Origin of the sequence: Halomonas daqiaonensis (assembly GCF_900109725.1) — a bacterium.
Taxonomy (GTDB): domain Bacteria; phylum Pseudomonadota; class Gammaproteobacteria; order Pseudomonadales; family Halomonadaceae; genus Halomonas; species Halomonas daqiaonensis.
Window position 1 is genome coordinate 17408 of record NZ_FOBC01000021.1, and the last position, 25608, is coordinate 43015.

Genomic DNA, 25608 nt, shown 5'->3' on the forward strand with positions numbered 1-25608 from the left:
AGAGACCTGGGAGCGAAATGATGAAAGAACTTCCCTATACGCCCATGGCGGTGATCGGTCGCCGCGAGATGGTCACCCTGCCGGAGCTGCACCTGACGCTCTGCGCCAAGGCCGATACCGGTGCCCGAACCTCGGCGCTGCATGCCGAGGACATCGAGTCCTACGAGGAGGACGGCCAACTCTGGGTCAGCTTCACGACTCGGAGCAGTGGCCCCGGCACGCCGGCTCACGTACACCGCATGCACCTGCATGACCGCCGGCGGGTGACCAGCTCCAACGGCCAGGCCGAGTGGCGATTCGTGATCCGCACGACGATGCAGCTGGGCACCCTGACGTTCCCGGTGGAACTGAGCCTGACCGACCGCCGCGACATGCGCCACCCCATGCTGATGGGCCGCCGAGCCCTGCGCCGCCTGCTGGTGGCGCCGGGCGTGGCCTTCCTGCATGGTGAACCCTGATCTTTCCCGGTCATCGACCCTGGAGCCCCGAATGCATATCGCGCTGCTATCCCGCAATCGCAACCTCTATTCCACGCGGCGCCTTATCGAGGCGGCCGAGCGGCGAGGCCACAGCGCGCGGGTGGTCGACACCTTGCGCTGCTACATGAGCATCGCCTCGCACCATCCCTCGATCCACTACAAGGGCGAGGAACTCGAATCCTTCGACGCGGTGGTCCCGCGCATCGGCTCCTCGATCACCTTCTACGGCTGTGCGGTACTGCGTCAGTTCGAGATGATGGGCACCTATGTGCTCAACGACAACGTGTCCATCACCCGCTCCCGCGACAAGCTGCGCTCGCTGCAGCTGCTGTCGCGCAAGGGGCTGGGGCTGCCGATCACCGGCTTCGCCCACTCCCCGGACGACATTCCCGACCTGATCACCATGGTCCGGGGCGCCCCGCTGGTCATCAAGCTGCTGGAGGGCACCCAGGGCATCGGCGTGGTGCTCGCCGAGACCAACCAGGCCGCCGAAAGCGTGATCCAGGCCTTCATGGGCATGAAGGCCAACATCATGGTGCAGGAGTACATCAAGGAGGCGAAGGGCGCCGATATCCGCTGCTTCGTGATCGGTGACAAGGTGGTGGCCTCGATGAAACGCCAGGCCGCCGAAGGCGAATTTCGCTCCAACCTGCATCGCGGTGGCAGTGCCACCACGATCCGCATCACGCCGGAAGAGCGCTCCACGGCAATCCGCGCCGCCAAGGCCATGGGGCTACGGGTGGCCGGTGTCGACCTGCTGCGTTCCAATCACGGCCCGGTGATCATGGAGGTCAACTCCTCGCCGGGACTTCAGGGCATCGAGACGGCTACCGGTAAGGACATCGCCGGCCTGGTCATCGAACACCTGGAGAAGAATGCCGCCCACCGGCACAAGGTCCCGCCTCGTCCCAAGGGCTGAATCCTCGGGCAAAAGGCTGACGGAGAAGCAGCAAATATTGAGCCCGGGGGTGGCAAATAGGAAGCGGGAGCCCCACAATCTGCGTCACCGGAGGAGGTGACCACTCATGTTTCTCGACAATCGCCAGGTGGCGATGGACAGTGCCCTCGAGGCGATGGCCGACAGCATCGACTACTTTCAGGACAATCTGGAGCGCCTGCGCCCCGAGCTGCGCGACAGCCTGAAACCCCACTACGAAGCCCGCGCCCAGTCGATGCACGAGCTCCAGGAGCTGTCGCGCAAGCATCTCAACCTGCTGCCCCGCGACGCCGATGTCGAGCGCGACGACTACATGTGGCTGTGGAGCCGGTTGAAGAGCTTCGTCGGCAACGAGAGCCAGGTGGTGATCGGCGAGCTGCTGGAACAGGAACGGGTGCTGATGCAGGCTCTCTCGACGCTGTTCACTCACCCCCTGCCCGAGCCGATGGAGCCGATCATCGAGGATTGCTGGAAGGGCTGTCGAGCGCTGATTCGCGAGCTGTATCGTCTCCAGAAGCAGGGTCCGAAACGCTGAACACCCTCGGCGGTAGCAGCAGACGGTCTCGCTCTCGCGGCATGATCTGCAGGGGTTCGAGTGGCCCCAGGAAGTGCGGTTCGCGCTCCCACAGGTAGAGATCCCCCAGGGTGGCCACTCGCGCCACCCACTCCCGCAGCTTGAGCCGCCATAGCCCGGCCACATCACGCTCCGGGGCCGCACAACCCCTTACCTCCATCCCCAGCGCCTCACCGATGAACAGCGCCCGCGGCAGATGCCAGCCCTGGGTGATCAGCAGCGCCCGCTCCACTCCGAACACCTCCCGTGCCCGCACCAGGGTATCGAAGGTACTGAAGCCGGCGTAGTCCAGGGTCATGTCCGCGTCGCGCACCTCGCGGTCCCTCAGGTCACGCCACATGGTCACCGGCTCGTTGTAGTAGCGGGTACTGTTGTCGCCGGAGATCAGCAGGTGGTCGACCCGCCCGAGGCGGATCAGGTGGGCGGCGGCGCCCATGCGCCCCTCGAAGTGCGGGTTGCGCGCTCCGCTGCGCGTCCAGTGAGACGTCCCGAAGACGATGCCCACGCGCTCGCTGCCACACTGCGACAGATTGCTCTCGATCTTCCCCTGCGTGCGGCTCAGCACATAGAGATTGGCCAACGCGAACAGCAAGGCCGCCAGGAGCGCAAGCGCTCCCAGCGACATCAGTACCGCCTTGAAAACCTTCCAGAATGGCCAGTGCATCACTCTCCCCGGAGGAGGAGGCGCTAGAACATCCCGAGTTCCAGCTTGGCCTCGTCGCTCATCATCTCACGGCTCCAGGGGGGATCGAAGACGATCTCGGTGTGGACCTTGCTGATCTGCGGGGCACCCAGGATCTTGTTGCGGGCATCGGCGGCGATCACATCACCCATGCCGCAGCCCGGTGCGGTCAGGGTCATGCGGATGGTGACGATACGCTCGCCGGAAATCAGCCGCTCGATGCGACAGCCATAGACCAGACCCAGATCGACGATATTCACCGGAATCTCCGGGTCGAAGCATGTCCTCAGTTGGTCCCACACGAACTGCTCGATCTCGTCCTCCGAGGCATCCTCGGGCAGCGTCGGCCGCGGCAGCGCCTCGAGGCCCAGGGCATCCAGGTTGGCCCCCTCGATCAGGTAGAGGCGACCCTCGTAGCCCACGCTGACCGTGCTTCCCTTGGCCTGCATCACGCTGACGATGCTGTCCTCAGGGAGTGTCACGGTCTTGCCGAAGGGAATGGAGATCGCCTCCACATCACGCTGCAGGGGTAGCTGCTGGCCCTTGTGGAGGGTGGCAATCTGCTCGATATCGCTCATGTCGCTCCTTGATAGGCGTCAGCGCAGCATGCCGACGACGCGCTCGAGCCCCTCGACGAAGACGTCGATCTCCTCGGGGGTGTTGTAGGCGGCGAAGGATGCCCGGCAGGTGGCGTCCAGCCCGAACTGCGCCAGCAACGGCTGGGCGCAGTGATGGCCCGTGCGGATCGCCACACCCAGCTGGTCGATCAGCAGCCCGATGTCCTGGGAGTGCGCTCCGTCGACCACGAACGACAGCACACCCGCCTTGTCCGGTGCGGTACCCAGGACACGCAACCCCTCGATACCCCGCACCCCCTCGGTGGCATGCTCGAGCAAACGTGCCTCCCAGGCGCCGATCAGTTCTAGGCCGATCCCCTGGACCCACTGCAGGGCACGCCCCAGGGCGATCACCTCGGCGATGGCCGGTGTCCCGGCCTCGAACTTGTGCGGGATGTCGGCGAAGGTGGTGGGCGTCTCGAAGGAGACCGTGCGGATCATCTCGCCACCCCCCTGCCAGGGCGGCATCGCCTCGAGCAGTTCGGCTTTGCCGTAGAGCACACCCACGCCGGTGGGCCCGTAGACCTTGTGGCCGGAGAAGGCATAGAAGTCGGCATCGATATCACGCACGTCGATGCACTGATGGGGTGCGGCCTGGGCCCCATCGACCAGGATCCGGGCGCCGTGCTCGTGGGCTACCCGTGCCATCTCGCGGACCGGGTTGATAGTGCCGAAGGCATTGGAGATATGGTTCACCGCCACCAACCGAGTACGCCCGGTGAAGAGATCACGATAGGCCACCATGTCCAGCACACCGCGCTCGTCTACCGGGATCACCTTGATGGTAAAGCCCAGTTCGCCGGCCAGCAGTTGCCAGGGAACGATGTTGGAGTGATGCTCCAGCCGCGAGATCAACACCTCATCACCGGGACCCAGGTTGGCGCGCCCCCAGCTGTTGGCCACCAGATTGATCGCCTCGGTGGTGCCGCGGGTGAAGATGATCTCGCGATCCTCCCCCGCATTCAGGAAGGCACGCACCGTCTCCCGGGTGCCCTCGAAAGCCGCCGTGGCCTCGTCGGCCAGGGTATGCAGCCCGCGATGTATATTGGCGTTATAGCGACCATAGTAGTCATCGAACACCGCGGTAACCTGGCGCGGGGTCTGGCTGGTGGCGGCATTGTCCAGGTAGACCAGCGGCTTGCCATGGACCTCCCGATCAAGGATCGGGAAGTCGCGTCGCACCTTCACCACGTCCAGCGTCAGGTCACTGAAGTCGGCCATGGCTCACTCCTCGTTCAGCGCGGCAGCGGTTTCCACCAGGCCAGACAGGTTGAAGCGCTCGGGGAGCTTGCCTGCCACCGCCAGTTCGACCCGCTCGGCGATGGCATCGAGATCGACCTGCTCCAGCACCTCACCGGCGAACGCCAGGGTTAGCAGACCGCGAGCGGTCTGCTGGTCGATGCCGCGTGTGCGCAAGGCGAAAACCGCCTCCTCGTCGAGCTGACCTGTAGTGCTGCCATGGGAACACTTGACGTCGTCGGCATAGATCTCGAGCTCGGGCTTGGTGTCGATCTCGGCGCGATCGGAGAGCAGCAGATTGGCATTGTTCTGGAAGCCTTCGATCTTCAGACTGTCGCGCTTGACGATCACCTTGCCGTTGAACACGCCATGGGCGCGGTCATCGAGGATGCCCTTGTAGTTCTCGTTGGAAAAGGTGTGGGGCGCGTTGTGGTTGACCAGGGTGTGGTTATCCACGTGCTGGCGCCCCTGGCCGTAAAAGAGGCCGTTGAAGTTGGCCTCGGCCCCCTGGCCATTGAGCTCGGCCACCAGGTCGTTGCGCACCAGGCCGCCGCCCAGGTTCAGGTTGAACGAGGTATAGCGGCTATCGCGGGCCTGCTCGATGTGGATGCTGGCCACGTGCAGGTCGCCAAGCGGCGCCTCCTGCAGCTTGTAATGCGTGAGGATAGCGCCGCGGTCGAGGATGATCTCCTCCACCATATTGGTGAAGTTGGCGGCATCTTCCTCGCCCACGTGATGCTCGATGACCGTGGCCTGACTGCGTCCGGCCATCTCGAGCAGGATGCGCGGGTGGCTCATCACCGGCGCTTCGCCTGCACGGGAGAGAAACTGCAGGATGATCGGCTTCTCCACCACCGTGCCCGGCGCCAGGCGCAGCACGGCGCCCTCTTCCATGAAGGCGGTGTTGAGTGCCGCGAAGGACGAGAACTCGACCCCGGTGAGCCGGCCCAGCGGGCCGCCCACCGCCTCGTGGTTCTCATCCAGGGCGCGGGAGAGCGATACAAGCTGTACGCCGTCGGGCAGGTCGTCGAGTTGCGACAAGGCAGGGGCGAAGACGCCATCGACGAAGGTCAGTCGATGGGCCTCCAGGGGCAGGGTCAGCCGCGCCGCCGTAGCCGGGGAGAAGTCGGCATCCGTGGCCAGGCGGAAGTCACCGCGAGCGATGGGCCGCACATCGGTGTACTTCCACTGCTCGATACGGCGGTGGGGAAAGCCCAGTGCCTCGAAGCGCGCGGCTCCCGCCTGGCGCCGGGCAGCGATCCAGCTCGGCTCGGTTCCCTGGGCGGCGATGCGCTCGGCGACGCGCTCGTCCAGCCGATCGAGGAAACGTTTCACATCGCTCTGCACTTCTTCACTCATGCGGCGGTCTCCTCCTGCACCCAGTCATAGCCACGACTCTCGAGTTCGCGGGCAAGATCGGCATCGCCACTCTTGGCGATGCGGCCATCGACCAGCACATGAACGCGATCCGGCACGATGTAGTCGAGCAGGCGCTGATAGTGAGTCACCAGCAGGATGGCGCGGTCTTGGGCGCGCAGCGAGTTGACGCCGTCGGCAACCACCTTCATGGCGTCGATGTCGAGCCCCGAATCGATCTCGTCGAGCATCGCGAGTTTCGGCTGCAGCACCAGCATCTGCAGGATCTCGTTGCGCTTCTTCTCGCCACCGGAGAAGCCCTCGTTGACGGCACGCTGCAGGAAGCTGTTGTCCATCTTCATGGAGGCGACCTTCTCCTTGATCAGCTTCATGAACTCCGGTGCCGGGATCTCGCCCAGGCCCTGCGCCTCACGCTGGGCATTCAGCGCCGCCTTGAGCAGGTAGATGTTCTTCACCCCGGGAATCTCCACCGGGTACTGGAAACCCAGCAGCAGGCCGGCGCGGGCCCGCTCCTCGACGTCCATCTCCAGCACGTCCTGGCCCTCGAAGGTGATCGAACCCTGGGTCACCTCGTAACCCTCCTTGCCGGCGATCACCGCGGAGAGGGTCGACTTGCCGGCCCCGTTGGGGCCCATGATGGCGTGGATTTCACCGGCGTTGATGGTCAGGCTGAGGCCCTTGAGGATCTCGGAACCCTCGACCGTGACGTGCAGATCTTTGACTTCGAGCATGTTGACTACCCTTGATTCGTGATGAGCCGCCGCTGCGACTGCTTGAATATTTTCGACCTTCTCGCGAATCCCGAGGAACGCGTGAGCAGCGCCTTAACCCACAGCGCCTTCGAGGGTGACGTTCAGCAACGCCTCGGCCTCCACGGCGAACTCCATGGGCAGTTCCTGGAAGACGTCCTTGCAGAAGCCGTTGACGATCATGCTCACCGCATCCTCCTCGGAGATGCCCCGGCTCTGGCAGTAGAACAGCTGGTCCTCACCGATCTTGGAGGTGGTCGCCTCGTGCTCGACGGTGGCCGTGCTGTTGCCGATCTCCTGATAGGGGAAGGTGTGGGCGCCGCACTGGTCGCCGATCAGCAGCGAGTCACACTGGGTGAAATTGCGCGCCCCCTTGGCCCGCGGGCCCACCTTCACCAGGCCGCGATAGGACTGGTTGCTGCGACCGGCGGAGATGCCCTTGGAGATGATGCTCGAGCGGGTGCCCTCGCCGATGTGGATCATCTTGGTGCCGGTATCGGCCTGCTGGCGGCCGTTGGTCACCGCCACGGAGTAGAACTCGCCGATGCTGTGCTTGCCGCGCAGCACGCAGGAGGGGTACTTCCAGGTGATCGCCGAGCCGGTCTCGACCTGGGTCCAGCTGATGCGCGAGCGATCGCCACGGCAGTCGCCGCGCTTGGTGACGAAGTTGTAGATGCCGCCCTTGCCGTCCTCGTCGCCGGGATACCAGTTCTGCACCGTGGAGTACTTGATGTAGGCGTCTTCAAGCGCCACCAGCTCCACCACTGCCGCATGCAGCTGGTTCTCGTCACGCTGCGGCGCGGTGCAGCCTTCCAGGTAGGAGACCTGGGCACGGCTCTCGCAGATGATCAGGGTCCGCTCGAACTGGCCGGTGTTAGCGGCGTTGATGCGGAAGTAGGTGGAGAGCTCCATGGGACAGGTCACGCCTTCCGGGACGAAGACGAAGGAGCCGTCGGTGAACACCGCCGAGTTCAGCGCCGCGAAGTAATTGTCCCCCTGGGGGACCACGCTGCCCAGGTACTGCCTGACCAGTTCCGGATAGTCGCGGATCGCCTCGGAGATGGAACAGAAGATCACCCCCGCCTCGTGAAGCTTCTCCTTGAAGGTGGTGGTTACCGAGACGGAGTCGAAGACGGCATCCACCGCCACGCCGGCCAGTGCCGCCCGCTCGTGCAAGGGAATGCCCAGCTTCTCGTAGGTCTCGAGCAGCTTGGGGTCCACCTCGTCGAGGCTCTGGGGACGATCCTCGTCACGCTTGGGCGCACTGTAGTAGGAGATTGCCTGATAGTCGATGGGCGGGTAGTCCAGATGCGCCCAGGAGGGCGACGTCATCTTCAGCCACTGATGGTAGGCCTTGAGGCGCCATTCCAGCATCCACTCCGGCTCGCCTTTCTTGTTCGAGATGAAGGCGATGGTGCTCTCGTCCAGACCGGGCGGTACCGTGTCGCTCTCGATGTCGGTCACGAAGCCTTCCTTGTACTCGCGACGGACAAGCTGTTCCATTTCCTGACTTGCCATGATGTATCCCCTCCCGGGCGGTTGGGTCGGCGAGCAAGGCTCACCTCGGGTAGTGAAATGCTCGGGTGCGTCAGGCCTCGGCGGCCAGACTCACGCTCTGAATGGGCAGCTGCACCGGCAGCTTGATCGGACTGGTATCGGCCAGGTGGGCCAGGGTTACGCTGTCGAGCAGGGTGCGGATGGCCAGCGAGACCCGCTGCCAGTTGTCCGCGACCCCGCAGGTGGCGGCCAGGTCACAATCGCCGCCGGCCTGGCTGCACTCGGTCATCGCCACCGGCCCTTCGATGGCAGAGATAATGTCGGTGGCGGTGATCCGGGACGCAGGACGTGCCAATGAATATCCCCCCTGGACTCCACGGCGCGACTCGAGGAGTCCGGCGCGCACCAGCATCTTGAGGGTCTTGCTGACCGTGGGATGGGGAAGCTGCACCGCCTCGGCAAGCTCCGCGGCAGCTTGAGGCTGATCCGGGTGACGAGCAATCTGCGCCATCACCACGGCGGCGTAGTCGGTCAGCCGCGAAAGCTTGAGCAAGGTCTGACTCCCCGGGGGCATTCCCCCTCAGATTCGATTGGGGACCATTTTAGTCCTGTATCATTTTGATGTGAAGCCCTGCCGCTGGATTACAAACGGATCGCAGCATGTTCGTGGACGTTATCGACAATAACGATAGTATTTCTCATTTGCATATCTTGTCGGTCTCACCCGTCCTACCAGAGAGGCGCCTGCACTCCCCACTCGACTTATTGCGAACCCTCATCCTCCGAAAAACAAATAGATAGGACGCTCTGCTATGCTACAGGGCCTCGCGTGGGGCAACTCACCGAGGCCTCGCCGCTTCCCCGACCTCGTCACACTCCGGCAGCACAAGGTCGCCGACCAGCGACTATGCTTGCCAACGTCGAGCGGCCACAGGGAGGAAAACGATGCAAAATGGTCCAGTCACGGTCTTCGGCGGCACAGGTTTTCTTGGAGACACCATCGTCAGGGAGTTGGTCGAGGCCGGCTGCGGGGTGCGTATCGCCGCCCGCCAGCCAGCCCTGCCGGCCTGGCTGGAGGACGGAGACCCGGTGGAACTCGCTACCGCCGATATCCGCGACGAGTCAAGCATCAGCGCGGCCCTGCAGGGCGCCAGCGCCGTGGTCAATGCCGTCAGCCTCTATGTGGAAACGCGCGATGTCAGCTTCGAGGCCATCCATGTGACGGGCGCCGGTCTGCTGGCCCGCCTGGCCCGGGCAGACGGTATCGAGCGGCTGGTGCATGTCTCGGGCATCGGCACTCACCATGACTCGGTCTCGGCCTACGTAAGGGCCCGGGCCCGAGGTGAGGACGCGGTGTTGGAGGCCATGCCCAAGGCGATCATTGTGCGGCCCAGCGTGCTGTTCGGACCCGGCGATGCCTTCCTCACCGGCCTGGAGGGCCTCACCCGGCTGCCGCTGATCCCGCTGTTCGGTCGCGGCACGACACGACTGCAACCGGCACACGTGGTGGATGTGGCCCGGGCGATCGCCAAGCTCACTCGCCACCCCGCCACTGAACGTCGCCTCTTCGAATTCGGGGGACCCGAGGTGATGAGCTACCGCGAGGTCCTGGAGAAGCTGCTCGCCCATCTGCAGCGCGAGCGGCCACTAATGCCGCTGCCCTTTCTCGCCTGGCGGCTGATTGCGGCCCTCGCCTCCTGGCTGCCCGGCCCGCCGTTGACGCGTGACCAGGTAATCCTGATGCAGACGGACAACGTCGCCAATGAGGACGTCGGCGTTTTCCGCGACCTGGGCATTTTGCCCCACTCGCTGCGCGAGAGCCTGCCGAGCTGTCTACCGAGCGGCCTGACCCAGGGCTGACCTTCAGGCTTTGTTGACGAAGGCGGATTTGTGCTCAGTCGCCCAGAGCAGAGAGCCGGTCGGCCTGAACGACCTCGATCCAATACCCGTCCACATCCTTGACGAAGACCACGTTTCGCATCTTGCCTTGATCCGAGCGTTTGACGAATTCGACGTCGTTGGCGTCGAACCAGGTTTCGGCTGCTTCCAGGTCTGGCACCGAGAAGCAGATATGACCGAAGCCCTGAGGTTCGGCGTTTCCGTCATGATAGATTCGCCCCTCCTGGCTCTCGGTACCCCAGTTGTGTGTCAGTTCCAGCACGCCGCGCTGGCTGAAGGTCCAGACGGTACGCTCGCCGGTCTCCTCGGGGACGGCCTCACCAACTTCCGGCCGCGCCAGGAAGTACAGCGAGAACTGCATTTCCTCGAAGTCGAGCCGTCGCAACACCCGCATGCCGAACACCCGTGTATAGAAGGCCAGCGCCTGCTGTGGGTCCTTGATTCTGAGCATCGTGTGGTTTAGGCGAAAGCCGTCGGACTCGGGGGTCGGCGCCTGGACGCCAGGATACTGCTCGCCTGTAAAGCTCATGTCGTCACTCCTTGATCGGTGATCCGAATGAATGAACAACGCGCCCGGCGCAGCCAGGCGCGTTGGGTGCGCGCGTCACACCTCGCCTTGACGCATCAACTGGCCAATATGCTCGGCCTGTCGGATGGCCAGCGATACGATGGTCAGGGTCGGGTTCTCCGCCGCAGAGGTCGTGAATTGACTCCCGTCCGAGATAAACAGGTTGGGTATCTGGTGAGTCTGACCATAGCCGTTGCAGACGCCATCCTCTGGACGCTCGCTCATCCTGCAGGTACCGACGTTGTGGGTCGAGGGGTAAGGCGGCACTTCATAGATGTCCTTCGCTCCCACCGAGCGATAGAGCTCGGCCCCTTGCCGGTAACCATGCTCACGCATGGCGATATCATTGGGATGATCGTCGTAATGGACATTGGCGACCGGCAAGCCGAAGCGATCGGTGACATCGTGGTTGAGGGTGATACGGTTACTCTCCTGGGGCAAATCTTCACCCACCAGCCACATACCGGCCATATGGTCGTATTGGTCCAGCGCACCGGTGAATCGCGGCCCCCAGGCACCCGGATCGAGGAAGGCGGCCATGAAAGGCAGGCCCAGTGACAGGGTCTCCATCTCATAGCCACCAACGAAGCCGCGAGACGGGTCATGACGCGACTCTTCGGAGATGATCCCGGCCATGGTAGTGCCGCGGTACATGTTCACCGGCTCGTCAAAGGTGGCATAGACGGAACCCGTCATATGGCGCATGTAATTGCGCCCCACCTGGCCCGACCCATTGGCCAGCCCCTCTGGGAACATCTCACTGGCCGAATTGAGCAGCAGGCGAGGCGTTTCCAGAGAGTTTCCTGCAACCGCCACCAGACGCGCATTCTGGCGCTGCTCGTTGCCGTCGGCATCGAAGTAGACCACTGCCGTGACTCTGCCACTCTCGTCGTGCTCGATACGCGCCACGTGGGACTCAGGACGTAACTCCATGTGGCCGGTGGCGATGCCCTCGGGCAGCTCGGTATAGAGAGTCGACCACTTGGCACCCGTCTTGCAGCCTTGAAAGCAGAAGCCGCGCTGCTGGCAGGCCGCCCTCCCATCACGTGGCTCGCTGTTGATCGCCATGTGGCCAGTGTTACAGGCATAGCCCAGGTTCTTCGCCCCGTTGTACATCACCTTGAAATTGTTGTTGCCGGGTAGCCCCTTGTTTCCGTTTGTGCGAGTCACCCCCATGCGTTGCTCAGCACGGTCATAGTAGGGCGCCAGATCATCGTAGCCGAGCGGCCAGTCGAGCAGGTTCGCGCCCTCGACTTCCCCGTAATGGGTCAAGGCCCGGAACTCGTGTGGCTGGATTCGAAGGCTGGCACCCGCCCAGTGGACAGTGGTCCCGCCCACCGCCTTGACGATCCAGGCCGGCAGGGTGGGAAAGTCGCGGGCCAGGCGAAAACTGCCCGAGGTGGTGCGCGTATCGAGCCAGGCAAGCTGGGCGAAGGAGGCCCACTCGTCAGCCAGGAAATCGGCGGTGGTATGCAGCGCGCCCGCCTCCAGCACCACCACGTCGATGCCCTGCTGGGCCAGCTCGTTGGCCAGGGTGCCTCCCCCAGCACCTGACCCGATCACTACGACGACGCTATCGTCATCGTGGGTGAAGGTCTTCTGGTTATCAGTCATTGCCATCTTGGTGTCTCCACATGCGTTATTGTTCTGATCATTGATCGCTTGGCGTTGACGTCAGGCCGTCGGCTCCTCGAAGGGCAGGTAGCCGCCCTCGGGCTGGGGCGGGTCGGGCAGCCAGGTCAGGTCGTTGAATCCCTTGGTCAGATAGCCGCCGTCGCCTTCCTCTCCCTCGTAGCCGAAGTGAGCGAAGGCCAGGGAGTTGTCGTACAGGGATACCACTGCATCACCACGCACGGTTGCAAAGAAAGGTTTGCCATTCATGGGCGCCAGGATTTCGAGCTGCGCTGTATCATCCAAGGCCAACCAGTCTCCGCCCGCTGCTTCGTCGAGTTCGACAATGCCTTCGTGCAACACCTGGTAGAAGTCAGCGCTCTCGGCCTGGCGATCCAGGCTCTTGACGACCATGGCGTAGACGGCATCCTCGAGATCCGGGTGGGGGAAAATCTGCCGAGTGACCGCCAGCAGAACCTCACCTTGGCGGGAACTTAGGTTGTCGAGCGGCATTGCCCAACTGCGTGTGGGCGCCAGCAGGGCAATGGGGCCACTGGCGAAGGCCAAGGTACCGGCCAGTACGCCGCCGCTTGCCTTGAGAAAGACGCGGCGGGAAATAGGGGATGAACTCATCGCTGACCTCTCCGGGGGTGGATAGCGCAGTACCCCGGGAGGGTAAGCCACGCTTTGCTTGTTATTGTCAGGGTGAACCGGCAAACCGGCCACTTGTATAAAGAGTAGGTGCATGCATGTCAGAAGGGGTAATAGCGGGTTACTACGTCGACGATGGTCTAATGCTCTTGAACGGCCATAGAGGGCAAGGTCGAAATATCCGGGGCCGCTTCGGTTCTAGTTACCTGCAGAGTGAATGCCATGTGCCACGTCTATGCTTCCACCGATCCCCAACGCTATGAGTGCTCCACCCGCTCGCTTCGCCTGCAGGGCAGCGTGACAAGTGTTCGGCTCGAAAATGAGTTCTGGGAGATCCTCGATCACCTGGCCCAAGACCAGCAACTCTCCACGGGGCAGTTCATCAGCGAACTCTACGGAGAAGTGATGGCCTCAAAGGGCGCGGTCCACAACCTCGCCTCCCTGCTGCGGGTCGCGTGCGCCGTGCATCTGCATATTCGTGCCGAACCAGCCGTCCGTAGCGCCTGAGACCGCTCCACTCGCCCCCTACCATGCCCTGCCGGGTGACTGGTGTTACCCTCTCGGGTCCTGCCGCATTGCCACAGGAGACACCCGATGACCCGGCCGCGCATTACCCTCGATGTCTTCAGCGACTACGTCTGTCCCTTCTGCTACCTGGAGGCCCCGGAGCTCGACGCCCTGGAAGAGCGCTTCGGCGACGTCGTGGCGGTCCGCTGGCGCGCCTTCGAGCTGCGCCCCGAGCCCGAGCCGACCCTCGACCCCGATGGCGACTACCTGCACGTCACCTGGGAACGGGCGGTCTATCCCATGGCCGCGGAGCGCGGCATGACCCTACGCCTGCCCCGTCTCCAGCCCCGTTCGCGGCTGGCCCATGAGGCCGGTGCCTGGGCCCGGACACAGGAGGCCATCCGGCCCGGGGCCGGCGGCGCCATGCGCACGGCGCTGTTCCGCGGCTTCTTCGAGCAGAGCCTCGACCTGGCCGACCCCGAGTCACTGGTCCGGGTGGCGCAGACGCTCGCGCTGGATGGCCAGGCCCTGCGCCAGGCCCTGGCGCAGGGCGAGTTCCGCCAGGAGGTACGGATCGACCAACAGACCGCCCGGGAGCTCGGCATCGGCGGGGTGCCGGGCCTGCGCTTCTCCCTGGACGGCGAGCATGCCGGCGTGCTCGAGGGCGCTCAGCCGCGCCGTCAACTGTTCCTGGCGGTGGAACGCTTGCTCGACGCCATGCGCTGATGTGACGGCCCCTCATCCCCCCTCGATGCCAGAGCCCTGATATGCTATAGGCCGATGCATGACTCGCCTCACCTTTATGTTGCCCACAATATGGAGCCCTTCCCAGTGGCCGAACAGAACAGCGTGATCGCCTTTTATGACGAGCGGATGCTGGCTCATGAGCCGAATATCGAGGTGCCCTTCCTGCCGGGGCGCATGGACAAGCGAGTCCGCTCGCTACTGTCGGGGTTGGGAGTGCCCTGGAAGTATCCCGAACATCCCGCCAGGCTCACCGCCATCCGCCGGCAGCTGGAACTTGAACCGGTTCCCGGGGTGACCTTCGAGACCGGCAAGCCGGCAACTCGCGAGCAGCTGGGACGCGTCCACACCAACGCCTACCTGGACAGCATCTACCAGCTACGTGGCAAGAGCGCCTGGCTGGACGTGGATACCACGGCCGTATCACCTGGCAGCGTCGAGGCCGCCGAGGTGGCCGCCGGCACGGCCATTGCTGCCGTCGAGGCGGTAATGGAGGGGCGAGCCGAGAGCAGCTTCGCGCTGGTGAGACCCCCAGGCCATCACGCCGAACCGGTACGCGCCCGCGGCTTCTGCCTATTCAACAACGTGGCGGTGGCCGCCGCCCATGCCCGGGCGACACTGGGCTGTCAACGGGTAATGATCATCGATTGGGATGCCCATCACGGCAACGGTACCCAGGACATCTTCTGGGCCGACCCGGATGTGCTGTTCTTCGATATCCACCGTGCCTCTCCCTTCTATCCAGGCACCGGCAATCTCGAGGAGATCGGTGAGGGCCTCGGGGATGGCGCCATCGTCAACGTTCCCCTGCCTGCCGATGCAGGAGACGCCGCCTTCCTCAAGGCCTTCCACGAGATCCTGGTACCCGCGGCCGAGTGGTTTCGACCCGACCTGATCCTGGTCTCGGCGGGATTCGATCCCCACGGCCATGACCTGGCGCTGAATGTCTCCTATGACGGCTTTTCCGCCATGACCGGCATCCTGCAGAGCCTGGCACGCCGGCAGTGCGAAGGAAGGCTGGTCTTCGTGCTGGAAGGGGGCTACAACCTCGTATCGCTCTCCCGCGGCGTCAGGTCAGTACTTCGGGTGCTGGCCGGCGACGAGCCACCGGAACCCGGCCTGCGCGGCCTTGCCGAGGTGGAAGCCGCGGCGGCCTTCCATCGCGGTGCCTTCGTCATCGAAGAGTATACGTCGAGCCCTCCAGCCGACGCCGGTCCGGACGGGCCATCAGGAACGACATGAGCTGAGCGGCTTCAGTGCTCGGCTTGCCACTCGAGCACCAGCCGGTCAGGGCCATCCTGCCGTACCCGAGTGCCGAGCGGCCGTCCCTCGCGGTTCAGCATCCGGCACAGCCACTCGGCCTCATCACGGGGGGCTCGCTCGAGACGGAAATGGCGGCGCTGCAGGGGCACCATGACCAGCCGTTCCAGGCGGCCGTCTGCCGGGCGGAGCGTCGGAAAGTAGAGCAGGGCCAGGTCGTCGCGGAAGGCCTCGTGGCCGGTGATGCCCTCGTAGTCGTTGATCAGGTCACCGCAGCCGTAGAGGATCAGCCTACCACGATACACCTCGATGCCCAGCGGATGGTGTGAGGAGTGACCCCAGACGAGGTCCACGCCGGCCTCGTCGATCAGCCGGTGGGCGAACGCCCGATGCGCATCGGGGATCGCATAGCCCCAGTTGCCGCCCCAGTGCAGGGAGACCAGGGCCAACTCCCCAGGCTCGCGCCCCCGGCCGACGTCCGCGGCGATGGCCGACACGGCGGCGGACGAGAGGTCGGCGAGCACGTTGACCCCGGGGCTGCCGTCACCGGCCGCCCAGTCGAGGGGCACGCCGCTGCTGGACATCCCGAAGGCCAGCAGCCGCAGGCGCCCGCCGGGGACCTAGAAGCGTGCCGGGACCCTCGCCTGATGCCGGTCCAGGCCGGCACCGGCCGTCGCGTAGCCGGCCTCCCCGAGCACCTTCAGGGTCTCGCATAGCCCGCGCCGTCCCCAGTCCTGGACATGGTTGTTGGCCAGCACGCAGGCATCCACCCTCGCCGCGGCAAGCACCGGCAGGTTGGCGGGATGCATGCGGTACTGGATCCCCTTGGGTTCGGCATCGTCGCTGGTGGTGACCGACGTCTCGAGGTTGATCAGGCGCAGGTCGGGAGCCTGGCGCTCGAGCCACGCCAAGGCGTCGCCCCAGAGATAGGGGAAATCGACGGGATGCGGGATCGGGCCGGTCACTCGCTCGGCCAGCCTGACATAGTCGATGGCCGAGTTCATGTAGGACTCGAATATTCGGGGATCGCCGGGATGCGGCAGGATCTGGTCGATGCCGCGTCCGGTCATCACGTCCCCGGTCAGCCAGAGGGTCACGCCGGCCATCGTCTCCCTCTTCCGGTCCGGGTCCCGGCCCCTATCCCTGCGAGGAGCGGGGCGCCCGAGGCAGCCGCTCCGGCAGGTGGGCCCGGATCTCGTCGCGGCCCAGGGCGGTGAGGTCCTTGTGCAGTTCGAGCACGATGCACGTCGCGACCGCCTCGGGCAGCGTCTCGCGCAGCAGCCCCAGGAAGCGCGGCGTGGCACTGATGATCAGGTGCCGGAAGACACCGTCGTGCAGGCCGGCGGCCAGGCGCTCCCCCACCTCATGGGCGAAGCGGATCGCCTCCTGCTCCTTGGGCGAATGGTGCTTACCCATGGCATGGCGCCCCTCGCCCATGGAGTCGAAGGCGCGCCCCGGGCTGTCGGCATTCAGGTCCCGGTCATGCAGGCGGCCCTCGGGATTGGCCAGGTCCTCCACCTCCTCCAGCGGCCCTCTCGGGTCGGACGCCGAGAAGAGCCGTGCCCGTGCCTGGTCGGCGACCACTACCCAGGTGGTGTCCATGTCGTTCCCTCACGCGAGGGGAGCCGGCAGGCCGGGCGTCCCGGCCTGCCGATCTTCCCGGATGGTTACTTGATCTCGACCTTGCGGCGGTTGGCCTGCTTGAGCTTGGGCAGCGTCAGCTCGAGGACGCCGTTCTTGAAGCTGGCGTCCGCCTTGTCGGCATCGATCTCACCGGGCAGGGCCACTGTCCGGGAGAACGAGCCGTGGGAGATCTCGGAGTGGAAGTAGTCGCCCTCCTCCTCCTTGCTCTCCTCGCGGTGGTCGCCCTTGATGGTAACCGCGCCATCGGTCACCGAGACATCGAGCTCCTCGCGCTCGAAGCCCGGGACCTCGGCGCGCACCACCACCTCGGCATCCCGGTCGATGACGTCGACATTCGGCATGCCCTTCTCGAAGGCGGCGAAGCGCTGCCAGAGGGGGTGCTCCCAGCGCGAGGGCATCCAGCCGCGGTCGAAGAAACTGTCGAGCATCCGATCGAACTCCCGGAACGGGCTCATCGCCCGGGACTCCGACGGCTGAGAAGACTTCTCGGTCGAGACCGGGACATCCTTGGACGCTTTCTTGGCCATGTCGATGACTCCTCTAATGCAGATCAGGGAAGGCGAAGCCGATGGATATTCGAGGTGCCGGATACCGGCAAGGGCCTCTGCCGTTCCTCGAGCAGGCCCGCCTCATCCTCAAAGGTAGTCCAGCCCTGCCCGGCCGACTTGACCCAGATCAGCATGATTCTCGTCATGCGCTGGCGCCGCAGCGCGCTACTCGCCGATGTCCTCATGCCACAGTTCGGGCGAGGCGGCGATGAAGCCCTCCATCATCGTGATGCACTCGGGATCCTGGAGCACCTCCACCTCGACGCCACGCTCCTTCAGCAGGGCCTCCTCGCCCAGGAAGGTGCGGTTCTCGCCGATCACCACTTTCGGAATGCCATAGAGCAGGATGGCACCGCTGCACATCGGACAAGGCGAGAGCGTGGTGTAGAGGATGCTCTCGCGGTAGGTCTCGGCCGGATGGCGCCCGGCGTTCTCCAGGGCATCCATCTCGCCGTGCAGCACCGCGCTGCCCAGCTGCACGCGTCGATTGTGGCCGCGGCCAATGACCACTCCGCGGTGCACCAGCACCGAGCCGATGGGGATGCCGCCTTCCTCGAGACCATGGCGGGCCTCCTCGAGCGCGGCCTGCATGAAGCGATCCATTCGTTGACTCCCTGACGTGACGGTGCCCCCCAGCCTACGCCGCCCTGGCCCGGGCATGCCAGCGTCCAGGCCACCCAGGTCCCGCTCACCCTCGCAAGCGACCCGGTTGGCTGGCCCCAGGGCTCAACGCGTAGGGAAGGTGGCCTAGAGGCCCACGCCGAACAGCGCCTGCGCCAGGTGGCCGGTGAGGAAGGCCAGCCCCGCCGCGGCCCCGCCAATCAGCAGGGTTCGCAGCCCCGACTTCAGCACCGGCTGGTGGTAGACCAGGCTCTTGCCCATGCCGATCAGGAAGAACATCAGCCCGGCTACCGCCAGGCTCGCCAGGAACTGCCGGGGGATATCCAGCCCGGGGATCGCATAGGGCAGCAGCGGCATGGCACCCACCATCAGGAAGGCGAGGAAGGTGGCCAGCGCCGAGCGAAGCGGGCTCAACCCCACGGTCTGCAGGCCGTGCTCCTCGGAGACCATGGTCTCCACCCACACCTCGCGGTCGCTGCAGATGGTCTCCACCACCCGCTCGAGGGTCTCACTGGAGAACCCCTTGCGCTGGAAGATCTGGCGGATCTCCTCGCGCTCGCCCTCCGGCACCTCGTCGATATGGTGGTTCTCGGTGCGGCGCACCCCCTCGACATGCTCGCGCTGGGCCTGGATCGCCTCGTAGTTGCTGACCGCCATGCTGAAGCCGTCGGCGAGCAGATTGGCGACACCCAGCACCAGCGCCACCGTGGACGAGAACCCCGCGCCGAAGGCCCCGGAGACCACCGCGAAGGTAGTCACGCAGCCGTCGATACCGCCGAGGATGGCATCGGGCAGGTGCCGGAGCCGGGAGGGAGCGTGCAGCCGCCGCTCGATCACCTCCGGGCGGTGCTCGTGCTCCAGCGCCTCGCGCCGCCGATCGTTCATGGTGCCACCTCGCTGCGTGCTGCATCCTTGCTCCAGCTTGGCATAGCCGACCAGGCTCGGGTAAGGCACGCCAGCGGTGCCCCTCCCGAGGATGCACCATACTGACAGCGCAATACGCCACGGCGAGGCATCGGCATGATCCATGACACACTCGACGGCCCCTTCCGCCACCGCTACCTGAGTCACGAGGCGCTGACCCGCCAGCTCGAGACCTGGGCCCGGGACCATCCGCAGCTGGCCCGCCTGGAGAGCCTCGGCACCAGCCCGCAGGGACGCGACCTCTGGGTGCTGACCCTCGGTCCCGAGCCCGACCGGCGGCGCCCCGCGGTCTGGGTGGACGGCAGCATGCATGGCACCGAGCTGGCCGGTTCCAGCGTCGCCCTGGCCGTGGCGGAAACGGTGCTGGCGCTGCACCTGGCCCCCGAACTGCTTCCCGGGGGCTGGCCCGAGCACCAGTGCCGTCAGCTGCGCGAGGTGCTGTTCTACATCTGCCCGCGCCTCTCGCCGGATGGTGCCGAGCAGGTGCTGCGCCAGGGCGGTTTCGTGCGCTACGCCCCGCGGCGCACCGCCGGCAGCCCCGACCGGCCTCGCTGGCGCGCCGAGGACCTGGATGGCGACGGCCGCTGCCGCTACCTACGCCGCCACGACGAGGCGGGCGACTTCGTCGCGTCCCCCGACCATCCGGGGCTGATGCTGCCGCGCCGGGTGGATGACTTGCCGCCCTACTGGCGGCTCTACCCCGAAGGGGTGATCGAGCACTGGGACGGCGAGACGATCCCCGATCCCGACTGGCTGGTCGACACCCCGGACTTCAACCGCAACTTCCCCTGGGGCTGGCGGCCCGAGCCGGAGCAGGTCGGCGCCGGCCACTACCCCGGCGACGCGCCCGAGACCCGGGCCATCATCGACTTCGCCCTCGCCCACCCGAACCTCTTCGCCTGGCTCAACCTGCACACCTTTGGCGGCGTCTTCATCCGCCCGCTGATCGATGCCCCGGACAGCGGCATGGCCCCGCAGGACCTTGCGCTCTACCGTCAGCTCGCCGCCTGGGCCCAGTCGCTTACCGGCTACCCCACCGTGAGCAGCTACGAGGAGTTCAGCTACGAGCCCGAGACCCCGCTGCATGGCGACCTCATCGAGTTCGTCTATCACCAGCACGGCTGCCTGGCCCAGGTCTGCGAGCTCTGGGACCTCTTCCAGCGCCTGGGCCTGCCCCGTCCCGCGCGCTTCATCGACCACTACACCGCCCTGGGCCGCGAGTCGATGGAGCGACTGGCCCAACTGGCCCAATGGGACCGGGTGAGCAATGGCCGGCGGCTGTTCGGTGACTGGCGACCTCTGACGCACCCCCAGCTGGGGGAGGTGGAGGTCGGCGGGCTGGACGCGTGCCACGGCATCTGGAACCCGCCGCCGGAGATCCTGCCGGCGATCTGCGACGGCCTGGCGGCTTACTGGCTTCAGGTTGCCTCGATGATGCCGCGGCTGGTGATCGAGGCCGTGCACTGCACGCAGCTGGCCGAGGGGGTCCATGCGCTGGACGTGACGGTGGCCAACCACGGCTACCTGCCGAGCCATGGCGTGGAGGCCGCGCGCCAGCGCCCCTGGAACGTCGGCGTGGAGGCCGAGGCCACCCCCCGGGGGCTGCCGGCTGCACGAACCCGGCCGGGCCCGCCGGGTGCTGGGGCATCTGGACGGCTGGGGCCGCGGTCTCGGTGACGCCGCCCACATGCCCTGGTTCCAGCGCTCCCGAGGCAACAGCCACCAGGCCCGTGTATGCTGGGTGGTCATGGGTGAGGGCGAGGTGACCGTGCGGGTCGGCAGCCCGCGGCTGGGTGAGGTGCACCGGACGATCCCGATCCCCGGGGCACCCGGCCACGGCTGAGCGGCTACGACGCCTCACCCCATGCGGCGGGTCATGCCCCAACGGGAGGAGCAGGCGATGGACATTGCACTGAAGGACGTCAGCCGCGAGAACTTCGACGCCGTCATCGCGCTGGAGGTCGCGGCACTACAGCGGGGCTATGTCGCTGACAACCTCTATTCCATTGCCGAATCGAGCTTGCATCCGACCTACCGGCCTCGCGCCATCTATTGCGACGGGGAAGTGGTCGGCTTTCTCATGTACGAATCCTTCGACCACGACGACCGGCCGTCCGCCTACAACATCTTCCGTCTCATGGTCGACCGACACCATCAGGGAAGAGGCATCGGGTACGGGGCCATGCAGTGCGTGCTGGACGAGATCCGGGCGCAGGGCCCCTTCGAGCGGATCGCGATCTGCTATGTGGCCACCAACCAGGTCGCCCGGGATTTCTATGCCAGCCTCGGCTTCCAGGAGATAGGGCTGAACGAGGAGACCGGCGAGGTCATCGCCGAGATCCGGGGCTGACGAGGGGCGCATCGCACCCCCGGCGTGCGCCACGCTTGACGGACGGGTGACTGCCGGCCCCAGAATAGAGCATTCCCCCGAGGAGCGTCCCATGTCCCTGCTGAACGCCATCCTGGATGTCGCCCTCTCTGCCGCCCCTTGGCTGGTGCTGGGGCTGGTAATGGCCGGGCTGATCAAGGCCCTGGTCTCCGAGGCCCTGCTCCAGCGCTGGGTGGGCGGCCGGGGCCTGGGTAGCATCGCGCGCGCGGCGGTGATCGGCGCCCCCCTGCCTCTCTGCTCCTGCGGCGCCATCCCCACGGCGCTGGCCATGTATCGTGGCGGCGCCTCGCGCGGCCCAAGCACTGCCTTCCTGATCGGCACGCCGGGCATCGGCGTAGATTCCATGGCCATCACCTATGCCCTGCTCGGCCCCTTCATGGCCGTGGCCCGCGCGACCAGCGCGGTGCTCACCGCCATCGTCACCGGCTTGCTGGTGGGCCGCACAGCTCCGGCGAGCGATTCTTCCGGCAGCAAGATCCGCGCCGAGGCCGACTGCGGGAGTTGCTGCAGCGGCGGCTGTGACGAGGCAAGAGACGCCCCTGCCGAGAGCGCGTCGCCGGGGCTCACCTCCCGACTGGCCGGCGGACTGCGCTACGCCTTCACAGACATCCTCGACGATATCAGCCTCTGGCTGCTGGTGGGCCTGCTGGTCGCCGGCGTCCTGATCGCCCTGGTGCCACCACAGCAACTCGCCGAGCTGGGCAGCGGCTTGGGGGCCATGCTGATCATGGCGGTGATCGGGATACCGTTGTACATGTGCGCCACCGCCGCCACGCCCATCGCCGCCGGGCTGTTGCTGGCCGGTGTGTCGCCGGGCACCGTGCTGGTCTTCCTGATCGCCGCGCCGGTCACCAGCCTGGCCACTCTCGGGGTCTTCCGCCGCGAGATGGGCAATCATGGCCTGGCGGCCTACCTCGTCGGAATCCTGACAAGCGCCGTGCTGCTGGGGCTGGCGGTGGATGCCGTGGCGAACTGGTGGCAGCTCGACATAAGCCGTCAGATCGAGGAGGTAGGCGAGTTGTTGCCGGCCTGGGTCGAGTGGCTGGGACTCATCGTGCTGACCAGCCTGGCCGTGAAGCCACTGCGCCGGATGCTCGCCGGCCATCTGCCCCACCACGCCTGATCCCCGGAAGCCCCGGTGTTGTGAACCAAGTCCTGCGCCCCCATGCTGGCAGGGAGAAGGACGATAGAGGAGCCGAACATGACGGATCGCCAGCCCCACCCCCGGATCCTGGTCTTTGCCGGTAGCAGCCGCACCGGCTCATACAACAAGGCGCTGGCGCGCCAGGCCGCCGAGCGCATCGAACTGCTGGGGGGCCGGCCCACCTTCATCGACCTGCGCGACCATCCCATGCCGCTCTACGATGGCGACCTGGAGGCCGAGCAGGGCCTGCCCGAGAACGCCCTGGTGCTCCGACGCGGCCTGGCCGACCACGAGGGGCTGCTGATCGCCTCACCGGAGTACAATGGCTTCATCACTCCGCTGCTCAAGAACACCCTCGACTGGCTGACCCGTCCCCACAAGGGCGAGAGCGGCCTCGCGCTTTTCGAGGGCAAGCTGGCCGCAGTGGTCTCTGCCTCGCCCGGCGGGCTGGGCGGCATTCGCAGCCTGGCGCTGATCCGCCAGTTGCTGGCCAACATCGGTGTGACAGTGCTGCCCGAGCAGCTTGCCGTGGCCCGGGCTTCGGATGCCTTGGACCAGGACGGCCGGCTGCGCGACGAGAAACAGCTGGAGAGACTCGACGCCATCTGCCGGCGCCTGATCGACAGCCTGCACCGGCTGCACGGCTGACCACCGCAAAGAGACGCCATGCCGATCGGGACATTACGACTCTTGCACAGCCGGCTGAAGAACAGCCTGCAGACCCTGCTGATCATGGGAGGGCTGGCGCTGGTGCTGGCCGTGCCCGGCTACCTGCTGGCCGGTGGCCTGGGGATAGTGGTGAGCCTCGGTGTCGTGATGGCCGTAGCCTTCGCCAGCAGTCGGGTGCCGGCCCGTTACGTCCTCGCCGAAGCCGGAGCTGGCCTGCTCGACCGCCACCAGGCGCCGAGGGTTTACCGGCTGCTCGACACCCTCTATGAGCGCGCCGGCCTGACCCAGCCCCCACAGCTCTTCTACGCCCCCTCGTCGGATCTCAACGCCTTCGCCGTGGGCACCCGGCGCGATGGCGGCATCGCCGTCACCGACGGCCTCTTGCGTACCCTGACGCTGCGCCAACTGGCCGGCGTGCTGGCCCACGAGGTAAGTCACCTGCGCCATGGCGATACGCGGGTGATGTCCATGGCTGCGGCCATGACCCGCCTGACCTTCTGGCTGACCACGGCACTACAGATCAGCCTGCTGCTGATGGTGCCGATGATTCTGGCCGGCGACGTTCGCCTGCCCTGGAGCTTGCTGCTCGTGGTGGCCTTCGCGCCCAGCCTGAGCACCCTGCTCCAGTTGGCCCTCTCTCGCAACCGCGAATACACCGCCGACCTGGACGCCGCGACCCTGACAGGCGACCCTGAGGGACTGGCCTCGGCGCTGAACGTGCTGGAACGCCACCAAGGCCGATGGCTGGCCACGCTATTTGGCCGCTACCCACCCGCGGGGCTTGAATGGCTGCGTACTCACCCGCCGACGGAGGAGCGTACCCGCCGGCTGATGAAGATCGACGAGTTGCCTGAATCCTCCCTGCATCATCCTCTCGGGGATCACGGCCACAAGCCTGCAGAGATCAACGAGCGGCCGGGTCCCATCGGCCGGCGCTACTGGATGCGCCGTTGGCGCTGAAGCGCCCGCCCCATCCAGCCCCATTTCCCTGAACGAGCAAGAGAGAACGTCATGAGCGATACGTCAAAGCCCTGGAACAGCCCCATGCCCGAGCCGCAGTTCGACCTGATGCGGCGCATCCTGTCCGCACCCAGCCCGGTAGGCCTCGAGGGCGCCATGACCTATGGCGTCCTCAAGCCCCACTTCGAGAGCTTCGCCCCCGCGGAATGGAAGCTGCAACAGTTCATGGGTCACGCCGGCGTGGTACTGGATACCCACCCCGGCCGCGACGACCTCTTCAAGGTGATGATCATCGGCCATGCTGACAAGATCCGCATGCAGGTCCGTTCCATCGGCGATGATGGCAAGATCTGGATCAACACCGACGCCTTCCTGCCCAACGTGCTAATCGGCCATGAGGTCACACTGTTCAGCGAGGACCCCGGAGCGCAGGGAAGCTACCGGCGCATCGATGGCGGCACCGTGGAAGCGCTGGGTGCCATCCACTTCTCCGACCCGGCGCAGCGCTCGGGCGAGAAGGGTATCAAGAAGGAGCAGATCTACCTCGACCTGCAGATCCATGGCGAGAACAAGAAGCAGCAGGTAGAGAACCTGGGTGTGCGGCCCGGGGACTCAATCATCTTCAACCGCCCCATCCGTCACGGCTTTAGCCCGGATACCTTCTACGGTGCCTACCTAGACAACGGCCTGGGTTGCTTCGTCACCGCCGAGGTCGCGAGATTGATCGCCGAGGCGGGTGGCACCGAACAGGTGCGCGTGCTGTTCACCATCGCCAGCTACGAGGAGATCGGCCGCTTCGGCAGTCGCGTCATGGCCGGTGAGATGCGTCCCGACGCGATCATCGCCGTGGACGTGAACCACGACTACGTGGCCGCCCCCGGTATCGGCGACCGACGCATGCAGCCGCTCGAGATGGGCAAGGGGTTCACCATGTCGGTGGGCGCCATCGCCAGCGAGCAGCTCAATCGAATCATCGAGACCACCGCCCGAGTACAGGACATTCCCATGCAGCGCGACATCGTGGGTCCGGACACCGGCACCGACGGCATGGCTGGGGTACTCGCCGCCGTGGACTGCGTGGCCACCTCCATCGGCTTCCCGATCCGCAACATGCACACCATCTCCGAGACCGGCTACACCAAGGACGTGCTGGCAGCGATCCATGCCATCACCCATACCGTCCAGGCCCTGGACGCCCTGCCGGATCCGCATCGCGAATTCCGCGACAACCACCCCCGTTTGGATCAGGCCGGGGCGTTGGAACATCAGGGTTCCGAAAAGCCCGAGACGGCCGACAAGTAACCGCAAAATCGGTTGG

The 25608-nt window shown here is 65.7% G+C and carries 29 protein-coding genes and 1 pseudogene; 14 read left to right on the forward strand and 16 right to left on the reverse strand.

Annotation, left to right across the window (positions count from 1 at the left end; translation table 11 throughout):
• Nucleotides 1–20 precede the first annotated feature (20 nt).
• The 3 genes from BMY30_RS14780 to BMY30_RS14790 all read left to right on the forward strand — a co-directional run bounded on the left by BMY30_RS14780 (nt 21) and on the right by BMY30_RS14790 (nt 1951).
• Nucleotides 21–458 carry an ATP-dependent zinc protease family protein gene (locus BMY30_RS14780; protein WP_089715080.1) on the forward strand — a complete coding sequence of 146 codons (438 nt, stop codon included), beginning with the start codon at nt 21–23 and terminating at the stop codon, nt 456–458.
• 31 nt (nt 459–489) lie between these two features.
• Entirely contained in the window at nt 490–1398 is a 909-nt protein-coding gene (gene rimK, locus BMY30_RS14785; protein ID WP_089715081.1) for a 30S ribosomal protein S6--L-glutamate ligase, read from the forward strand.
• Nucleotides 1399–1504: 106 nt separating this feature from the next.
• Nucleotides 1505–1951, forward strand: coding sequence for a hypothetical protein (locus BMY30_RS14790; protein WP_089715083.1), 447 nt, complete (start codon nt 1505–1507; stop codon nt 1949–1951).
• Here BMY30_RS14790 and BMY30_RS14795 read toward each other — a convergent pair.
• From BMY30_RS14795 to BMY30_RS14825, 7 genes are all read right to left on the reverse strand, one after another.
• On the reverse strand, nt 1872–2654 hold the full coding sequence (locus BMY30_RS14795; RefSeq protein ID WP_244516232.1) for a SanA/YdcF family protein: 783 nt from the start codon (nt 2652–2654) through the stop codon (nt 1872–1874). The two genes, BMY30_RS14790 and BMY30_RS14795, sit on opposite strands and share 80 nt — an antisense overlap.
• Nucleotides 2655–2677: 23 nt before the next feature.
• The gene (sufT, locus tag BMY30_RS14800; RefSeq protein WP_089715085.1) at nt 2678–3250 is read right to left on the reverse strand and encodes a putative Fe-S cluster assembly protein SufT; all 573 of its coding nucleotides are present in this window, start codon (nt 3248–3250) and stop codon (nt 2678–2680) included.
• A gap of 18 nt (nt 3251–3268) precedes the next feature.
• Nucleotides 3269–4510: an aminotransferase class V-fold PLP-dependent enzyme gene (locus BMY30_RS14805; protein ID WP_089715087.1), complete on the reverse strand. Its 1242-nt coding sequence runs from the start codon at nt 4508–4510 to the stop codon at nt 3269–3271.
• A 3-nt stretch (nt 4511–4513) separates the two neighbouring features.
• Entirely contained in the window at nt 4514–5887 is a 1374-nt protein-coding gene (gene sufD, locus BMY30_RS14810) for a Fe-S cluster assembly protein SufD (protein WP_089715089.1), read from the reverse strand.
• Nucleotides 5884–6636: a Fe-S cluster assembly ATPase SufC gene (gene sufC, locus BMY30_RS14815; protein ID WP_089715091.1), complete on the reverse strand. Its 753-nt coding sequence runs from the start codon at nt 6634–6636 to the stop codon at nt 5884–5886. Before sufC ends, sufD begins: the two co-directional genes overlap by 4 nt.
• 93 nt (nt 6637–6729) lie before the next feature.
• Entirely contained in the window at nt 6730–8172 is a 1443-nt protein-coding gene (gene sufB / locus BMY30_RS14820; protein WP_089715093.1) for a Fe-S cluster assembly protein SufB, read from the reverse strand.
• 70 nt (nt 8173–8242) lie between these two features.
• Nucleotides 8243–8704: an SUF system Fe-S cluster assembly regulator gene (locus BMY30_RS14825; RefSeq protein ID WP_089715095.1), complete on the reverse strand. Its 462-nt coding sequence runs from the start codon at nt 8702–8704 to the stop codon at nt 8243–8245.
• Nucleotides 8705–9096: 392 nt separating this feature from the next.
• Between BMY30_RS14825 and BMY30_RS14830 the strand changes: the two genes are divergently transcribed.
• Entirely contained in the window at nt 9097–10011 is a 915-nt protein-coding gene (locus BMY30_RS14830) for a complex I NDUFA9 subunit family protein (RefSeq protein WP_089715097.1), read from the forward strand.
• 34 nt (nt 10012–10045) lie between these two features.
• Here the strand turns inward: BMY30_RS14830 and gloA are convergent, their stop codons facing one another.
• The 3 genes from gloA to BMY30_RS14845 all read right to left on the reverse strand — a co-directional run bounded on the left by gloA (nt 10046) and on the right by BMY30_RS14845 (nt 12862).
• Entirely contained in the window at nt 10046–10579 is a 534-nt protein-coding gene (gene gloA / locus BMY30_RS14835) for a lactoylglutathione lyase (RefSeq protein ID WP_089715099.1), read from the reverse strand.
• Nucleotides 10580–10654: 75 nt separating this feature from the next.
• Nucleotides 10655–12238 carry a GMC family oxidoreductase gene (locus tag BMY30_RS14840; protein ID WP_170840156.1) on the reverse strand — a complete coding sequence of 528 codons (1584 nt, stop codon included), beginning with the start codon at nt 12236–12238 and terminating at the stop codon, nt 10655–10657.
• 54 nt (nt 12239–12292) lie between these two features.
• On the reverse strand, nt 12293–12862 hold the full coding sequence (locus tag BMY30_RS14845; RefSeq protein WP_089715101.1) for a tat (twin-arginine translocation) pathway signal sequence: 570 nt from the start codon (nt 12860–12862) through the stop codon (nt 12293–12295).
• 240 nt (nt 12863–13102) lie between these two features.
• Here BMY30_RS14845 and BMY30_RS14850 point away from each other — a divergent pair, with 240 nt between their 5' ends.
• The 3 genes from BMY30_RS14850 (at nt 13103) to BMY30_RS14860 (ending at nt 15373) form a co-directional block, all read left to right on the forward strand.
• Entirely contained in the window at nt 13103–13387 is a 285-nt protein-coding gene (locus BMY30_RS14850; protein WP_089715103.1) for a ribbon-helix-helix domain-containing protein, read from the forward strand.
• 87 nt (nt 13388–13474) lie between these two features.
• Nucleotides 13475–14113, forward strand: coding sequence for a DsbA family oxidoreductase (locus BMY30_RS14855; RefSeq protein WP_089715105.1), 639 nt, complete (start codon nt 13475–13477; stop codon nt 14111–14113).
• 105 nt (nt 14114–14218) lie between these two features.
• On the forward strand, nt 14219–15373 hold the full coding sequence (locus BMY30_RS14860; RefSeq protein ID WP_244516233.1) for a histone deacetylase family protein: 1155 nt from the start codon (nt 14219–14221) through the stop codon (nt 15371–15373).
• An 11-nt stretch (nt 15374–15384) separates the two neighbouring features.
• Here BMY30_RS14860 and BMY30_RS18210 read toward each other — a convergent pair.
• The 6 genes and pseudogenes from BMY30_RS18210 to BMY30_RS14885 all read right to left on the reverse strand — a co-directional run bounded on the left by BMY30_RS18210 (nt 15385) and on the right by BMY30_RS14885 (nt 19233).
• A pseudogene (locus tag BMY30_RS18210) lies at nt 15385–16497 on the reverse strand (CapA family protein).
• Between the two features lie 31 nt (nt 16498–16528).
• Entirely contained in the window at nt 16529–16993 is a 465-nt protein-coding gene (locus BMY30_RS14870; protein WP_089715109.1) for a host attachment protein, read from the reverse strand.
• A gap of 65 nt (nt 16994–17058) precedes the next feature.
• The gene (locus BMY30_RS14875; protein ID WP_089715111.1) at nt 17059–17562 is read right to left on the reverse strand and encodes an Hsp20/alpha crystallin family protein; all 504 of its coding nucleotides are present in this window, start codon (nt 17560–17562) and stop codon (nt 17059–17061) included.
• Between the two features lie 23 nt (nt 17563–17585).
• Nucleotides 17586–17717, reverse strand: a complete 132-nt coding sequence (locus BMY30_RS18315; RefSeq protein WP_280140907.1) for a hypothetical protein — start codon at nt 17715–17717, stop codon at nt 17586–17588.
• 31 nt (nt 17718–17748) lie between these two features.
• Entirely contained in the window at nt 17749–18186 is a 438-nt protein-coding gene (locus tag BMY30_RS14880) for a nucleoside deaminase (protein WP_089715113.1), read from the reverse strand.
• Nucleotides 18187–18330: 144 nt separating this feature from the next.
• Entirely contained in the window at nt 18331–19233 is a 903-nt protein-coding gene (locus BMY30_RS14885; protein ID WP_244516234.1) for a VIT1/CCC1 transporter family protein, read from the reverse strand.
• On the opposite strand from BMY30_RS14885, the gene BMY30_RS14890 reads away from it, so the two are divergent.
• From BMY30_RS14890 to BMY30_RS14920, 7 genes are all read left to right on the forward strand, one after another.
• Nucleotides 19225–20805, forward strand: coding sequence for a M14 family metallopeptidase (locus BMY30_RS14890; RefSeq protein WP_089715117.1), 1581 nt, complete (start codon nt 19225–19227; stop codon nt 20803–20805). The two genes, BMY30_RS14885 and BMY30_RS14890, sit on opposite strands and share 9 nt — an antisense overlap.
• 10 nt (nt 20806–20815) lie before the next feature.
• A complete protein-coding gene (locus tag BMY30_RS17890; protein ID WP_170840158.1) occupies nt 20816–20971 on the forward strand; it encodes a hypothetical protein in 156 nt (51 codons plus the stop codon).
• Between the two features lie 57 nt (nt 20972–21028).
• Entirely contained in the window at nt 21029–21478 is a 450-nt protein-coding gene (locus BMY30_RS14900; RefSeq protein WP_170840159.1) for a GNAT family N-acetyltransferase, read from the forward strand.
• Nucleotides 21479–21569: 91 nt separating this feature from the next.
• Nucleotides 21570–22640, forward strand: coding sequence for an SO_0444 family Cu/Zn efflux transporter (locus BMY30_RS14905; RefSeq protein WP_089715124.1), 1071 nt, complete (start codon nt 21570–21572; stop codon nt 22638–22640).
• A 78-nt stretch (nt 22641–22718) separates the two neighbouring features.
• Nucleotides 22719–23309 (forward strand): NADPH-dependent FMN reductase, encoded by a 591-nt coding sequence (locus BMY30_RS14910; RefSeq protein WP_089715126.1) that lies wholly within the window; start codon nt 22719–22721, stop codon nt 23307–23309.
• A gap of 18 nt (nt 23310–23327) precedes the next feature.
• Nucleotides 23328–24290 (forward strand): zinc metalloprotease HtpX, encoded by a 963-nt coding sequence (locus BMY30_RS14915; protein ID WP_089715128.1) that lies wholly within the window; start codon nt 23328–23330, stop codon nt 24288–24290.
• 51 nt (nt 24291–24341) lie between these two features.
• The gene (locus BMY30_RS14920) at nt 24342–25592 is read left to right on the forward strand and encodes a M20/M25/M40 family metallo-hydrolase (RefSeq protein ID WP_089715130.1); all 1251 of its coding nucleotides are present in this window, start codon (nt 24342–24344) and stop codon (nt 25590–25592) included.
• The last annotated feature ends 16 nt before the right edge of the window (nt 25593–25608 follow it).

Bases quoted from the DNA above. Each gene is read 5' to 3' on its own strand.
- BMY30_RS14780 (WP_089715080.1), top strand. From the start codon at position 21: ATGAAAGAACTTCCCTATACGCCCATGGCGGTGATCGGTCGCCGCGAG.
- rimK (WP_089715081.1), top strand. From the start codon at position 490: ATGCATATCGCGCTGCTATCCCGCAATCGCAACCTCTATTCCACGCGG.
- BMY30_RS14790 (WP_089715083.1), top strand. From the start codon at position 1,505: ATGTTTCTCGACAATCGCCAGGTGGCGATGGACAGTGCCCTCGAGGCG.
- BMY30_RS14795 (WP_244516232.1), bottom strand. From the start codon at position 2,654: ATGCACTGGCCATTCTGGAAGGTTTTCAAGGCGGTACTGATGTCGCTG.
- sufT (WP_089715085.1), bottom strand. From the start codon at position 3,250: ATGAGCGATATCGAGCAGATTGCCACCCTCCACAAGGGCCAGCAGCTA.
- BMY30_RS14805 (WP_089715087.1), bottom strand. From the start codon at position 4,510: ATGGCCGACTTCAGTGACCTGACGCTGGACGTGGTGAAGGTGCGACGC.
- sufD (WP_089715089.1), bottom strand. From the start codon at position 5,887: ATGAGTGAAGAAGTGCAGAGCGATGTGAAACGTTTCCTCGATCGGCTG.
- sufC (WP_089715091.1), bottom strand. From the start codon at position 6,636: ATGCTCGAAGTCAAAGATCTGCACGTCACGGTCGAGGGTTCCGAGATC.
- sufB (WP_089715093.1), bottom strand. From the start codon at position 8,172: ATGGCAAGTCAGGAAATGGAACAGCTTGTCCGTCGCGAGTACAAGGAA.
- BMY30_RS14830 (WP_089715097.1), top strand. From the start codon at position 9,097: ATGCAAAATGGTCCAGTCACGGTCTTCGGCGGCACAGGTTTTCTTGGA.
- gloA (WP_089715099.1), bottom strand. From the start codon at position 10,579: ATGAGCTTTACAGGCGAGCAGTATCCTGGCGTCCAGGCGCCGACCCCC.
- BMY30_RS14840 (WP_170840156.1), bottom strand. From the start codon at position 12,238: ATGGCAATGACTGATAACCAGAAGACCTTCACCCACGATGACGATAGC.
- BMY30_RS14845 (WP_089715101.1), bottom strand. From the start codon at position 12,862: ATGAGTTCATCCCCTATTTCCCGCCGCGTCTTTCTCAAGGCAAGCGGC.
- BMY30_RS14850 (WP_089715103.1), top strand. From the start codon at position 13,103: ATGTGCCACGTCTATGCTTCCACCGATCCCCAACGCTATGAGTGCTCC.
- BMY30_RS14855 (WP_089715105.1), top strand. From the start codon at position 13,475: ATGACCCGGCCGCGCATTACCCTCGATGTCTTCAGCGACTACGTCTGT.
- BMY30_RS14870 (WP_089715109.1), bottom strand. From the start codon at position 16,993: ATGGACACCACCTGGGTAGTGGTCGCCGACCAGGCACGGGCACGGCTC.
- BMY30_RS14875 (WP_089715111.1), bottom strand. From the start codon at position 17,562: ATGGCCAAGAAAGCGTCCAAGGATGTCCCGGTCTCGACCGAGAAGTCT.
- BMY30_RS18315 (WP_280140907.1), bottom strand. From the start codon at position 17,717: ATGCTGATCTGGGTCAAGTCGGCCGGGCAGGGCTGGACTACCTTTGAG.
- BMY30_RS14880 (WP_089715113.1), bottom strand. From the start codon at position 18,186: ATGGATCGCTTCATGCAGGCCGCGCTCGAGGAGGCCCGCCATGGTCTC.
- BMY30_RS14890 (WP_089715117.1), top strand. From the start codon at position 19,225: ATGATCCATGACACACTCGACGGCCCCTTCCGCCACCGCTACCTGAGT.
- BMY30_RS14885 (WP_244516234.1), bottom strand. From the start codon at position 19,233: ATGGATCATGCCGATGCCTCGCCGTGGCGTATTGCGCTGTCAGTATGG.
- BMY30_RS17890 (WP_170840158.1), top strand. From the start codon at position 20,816: ATGCCCTGGTTCCAGCGCTCCCGAGGCAACAGCCACCAGGCCCGTGTA.
- BMY30_RS14900 (WP_170840159.1), top strand. From the start codon at position 21,029: ATGGACATTGCACTGAAGGACGTCAGCCGCGAGAACTTCGACGCCGTC.
- BMY30_RS14905 (WP_089715124.1), top strand. From the start codon at position 21,570: ATGTCCCTGCTGAACGCCATCCTGGATGTCGCCCTCTCTGCCGCCCCT.
- BMY30_RS14910 (WP_089715126.1), top strand. From the start codon at position 22,719: ATGACGGATCGCCAGCCCCACCCCCGGATCCTGGTCTTTGCCGGTAGC.
- BMY30_RS14915 (WP_089715128.1), top strand. From the start codon at position 23,328: ATGCCGATCGGGACATTACGACTCTTGCACAGCCGGCTGAAGAACAGC.
- BMY30_RS14920 (WP_089715130.1), top strand. From the start codon at position 24,342: ATGAGCGATACGTCAAAGCCCTGGAACAGCCCCATGCCCGAGCCGCAG.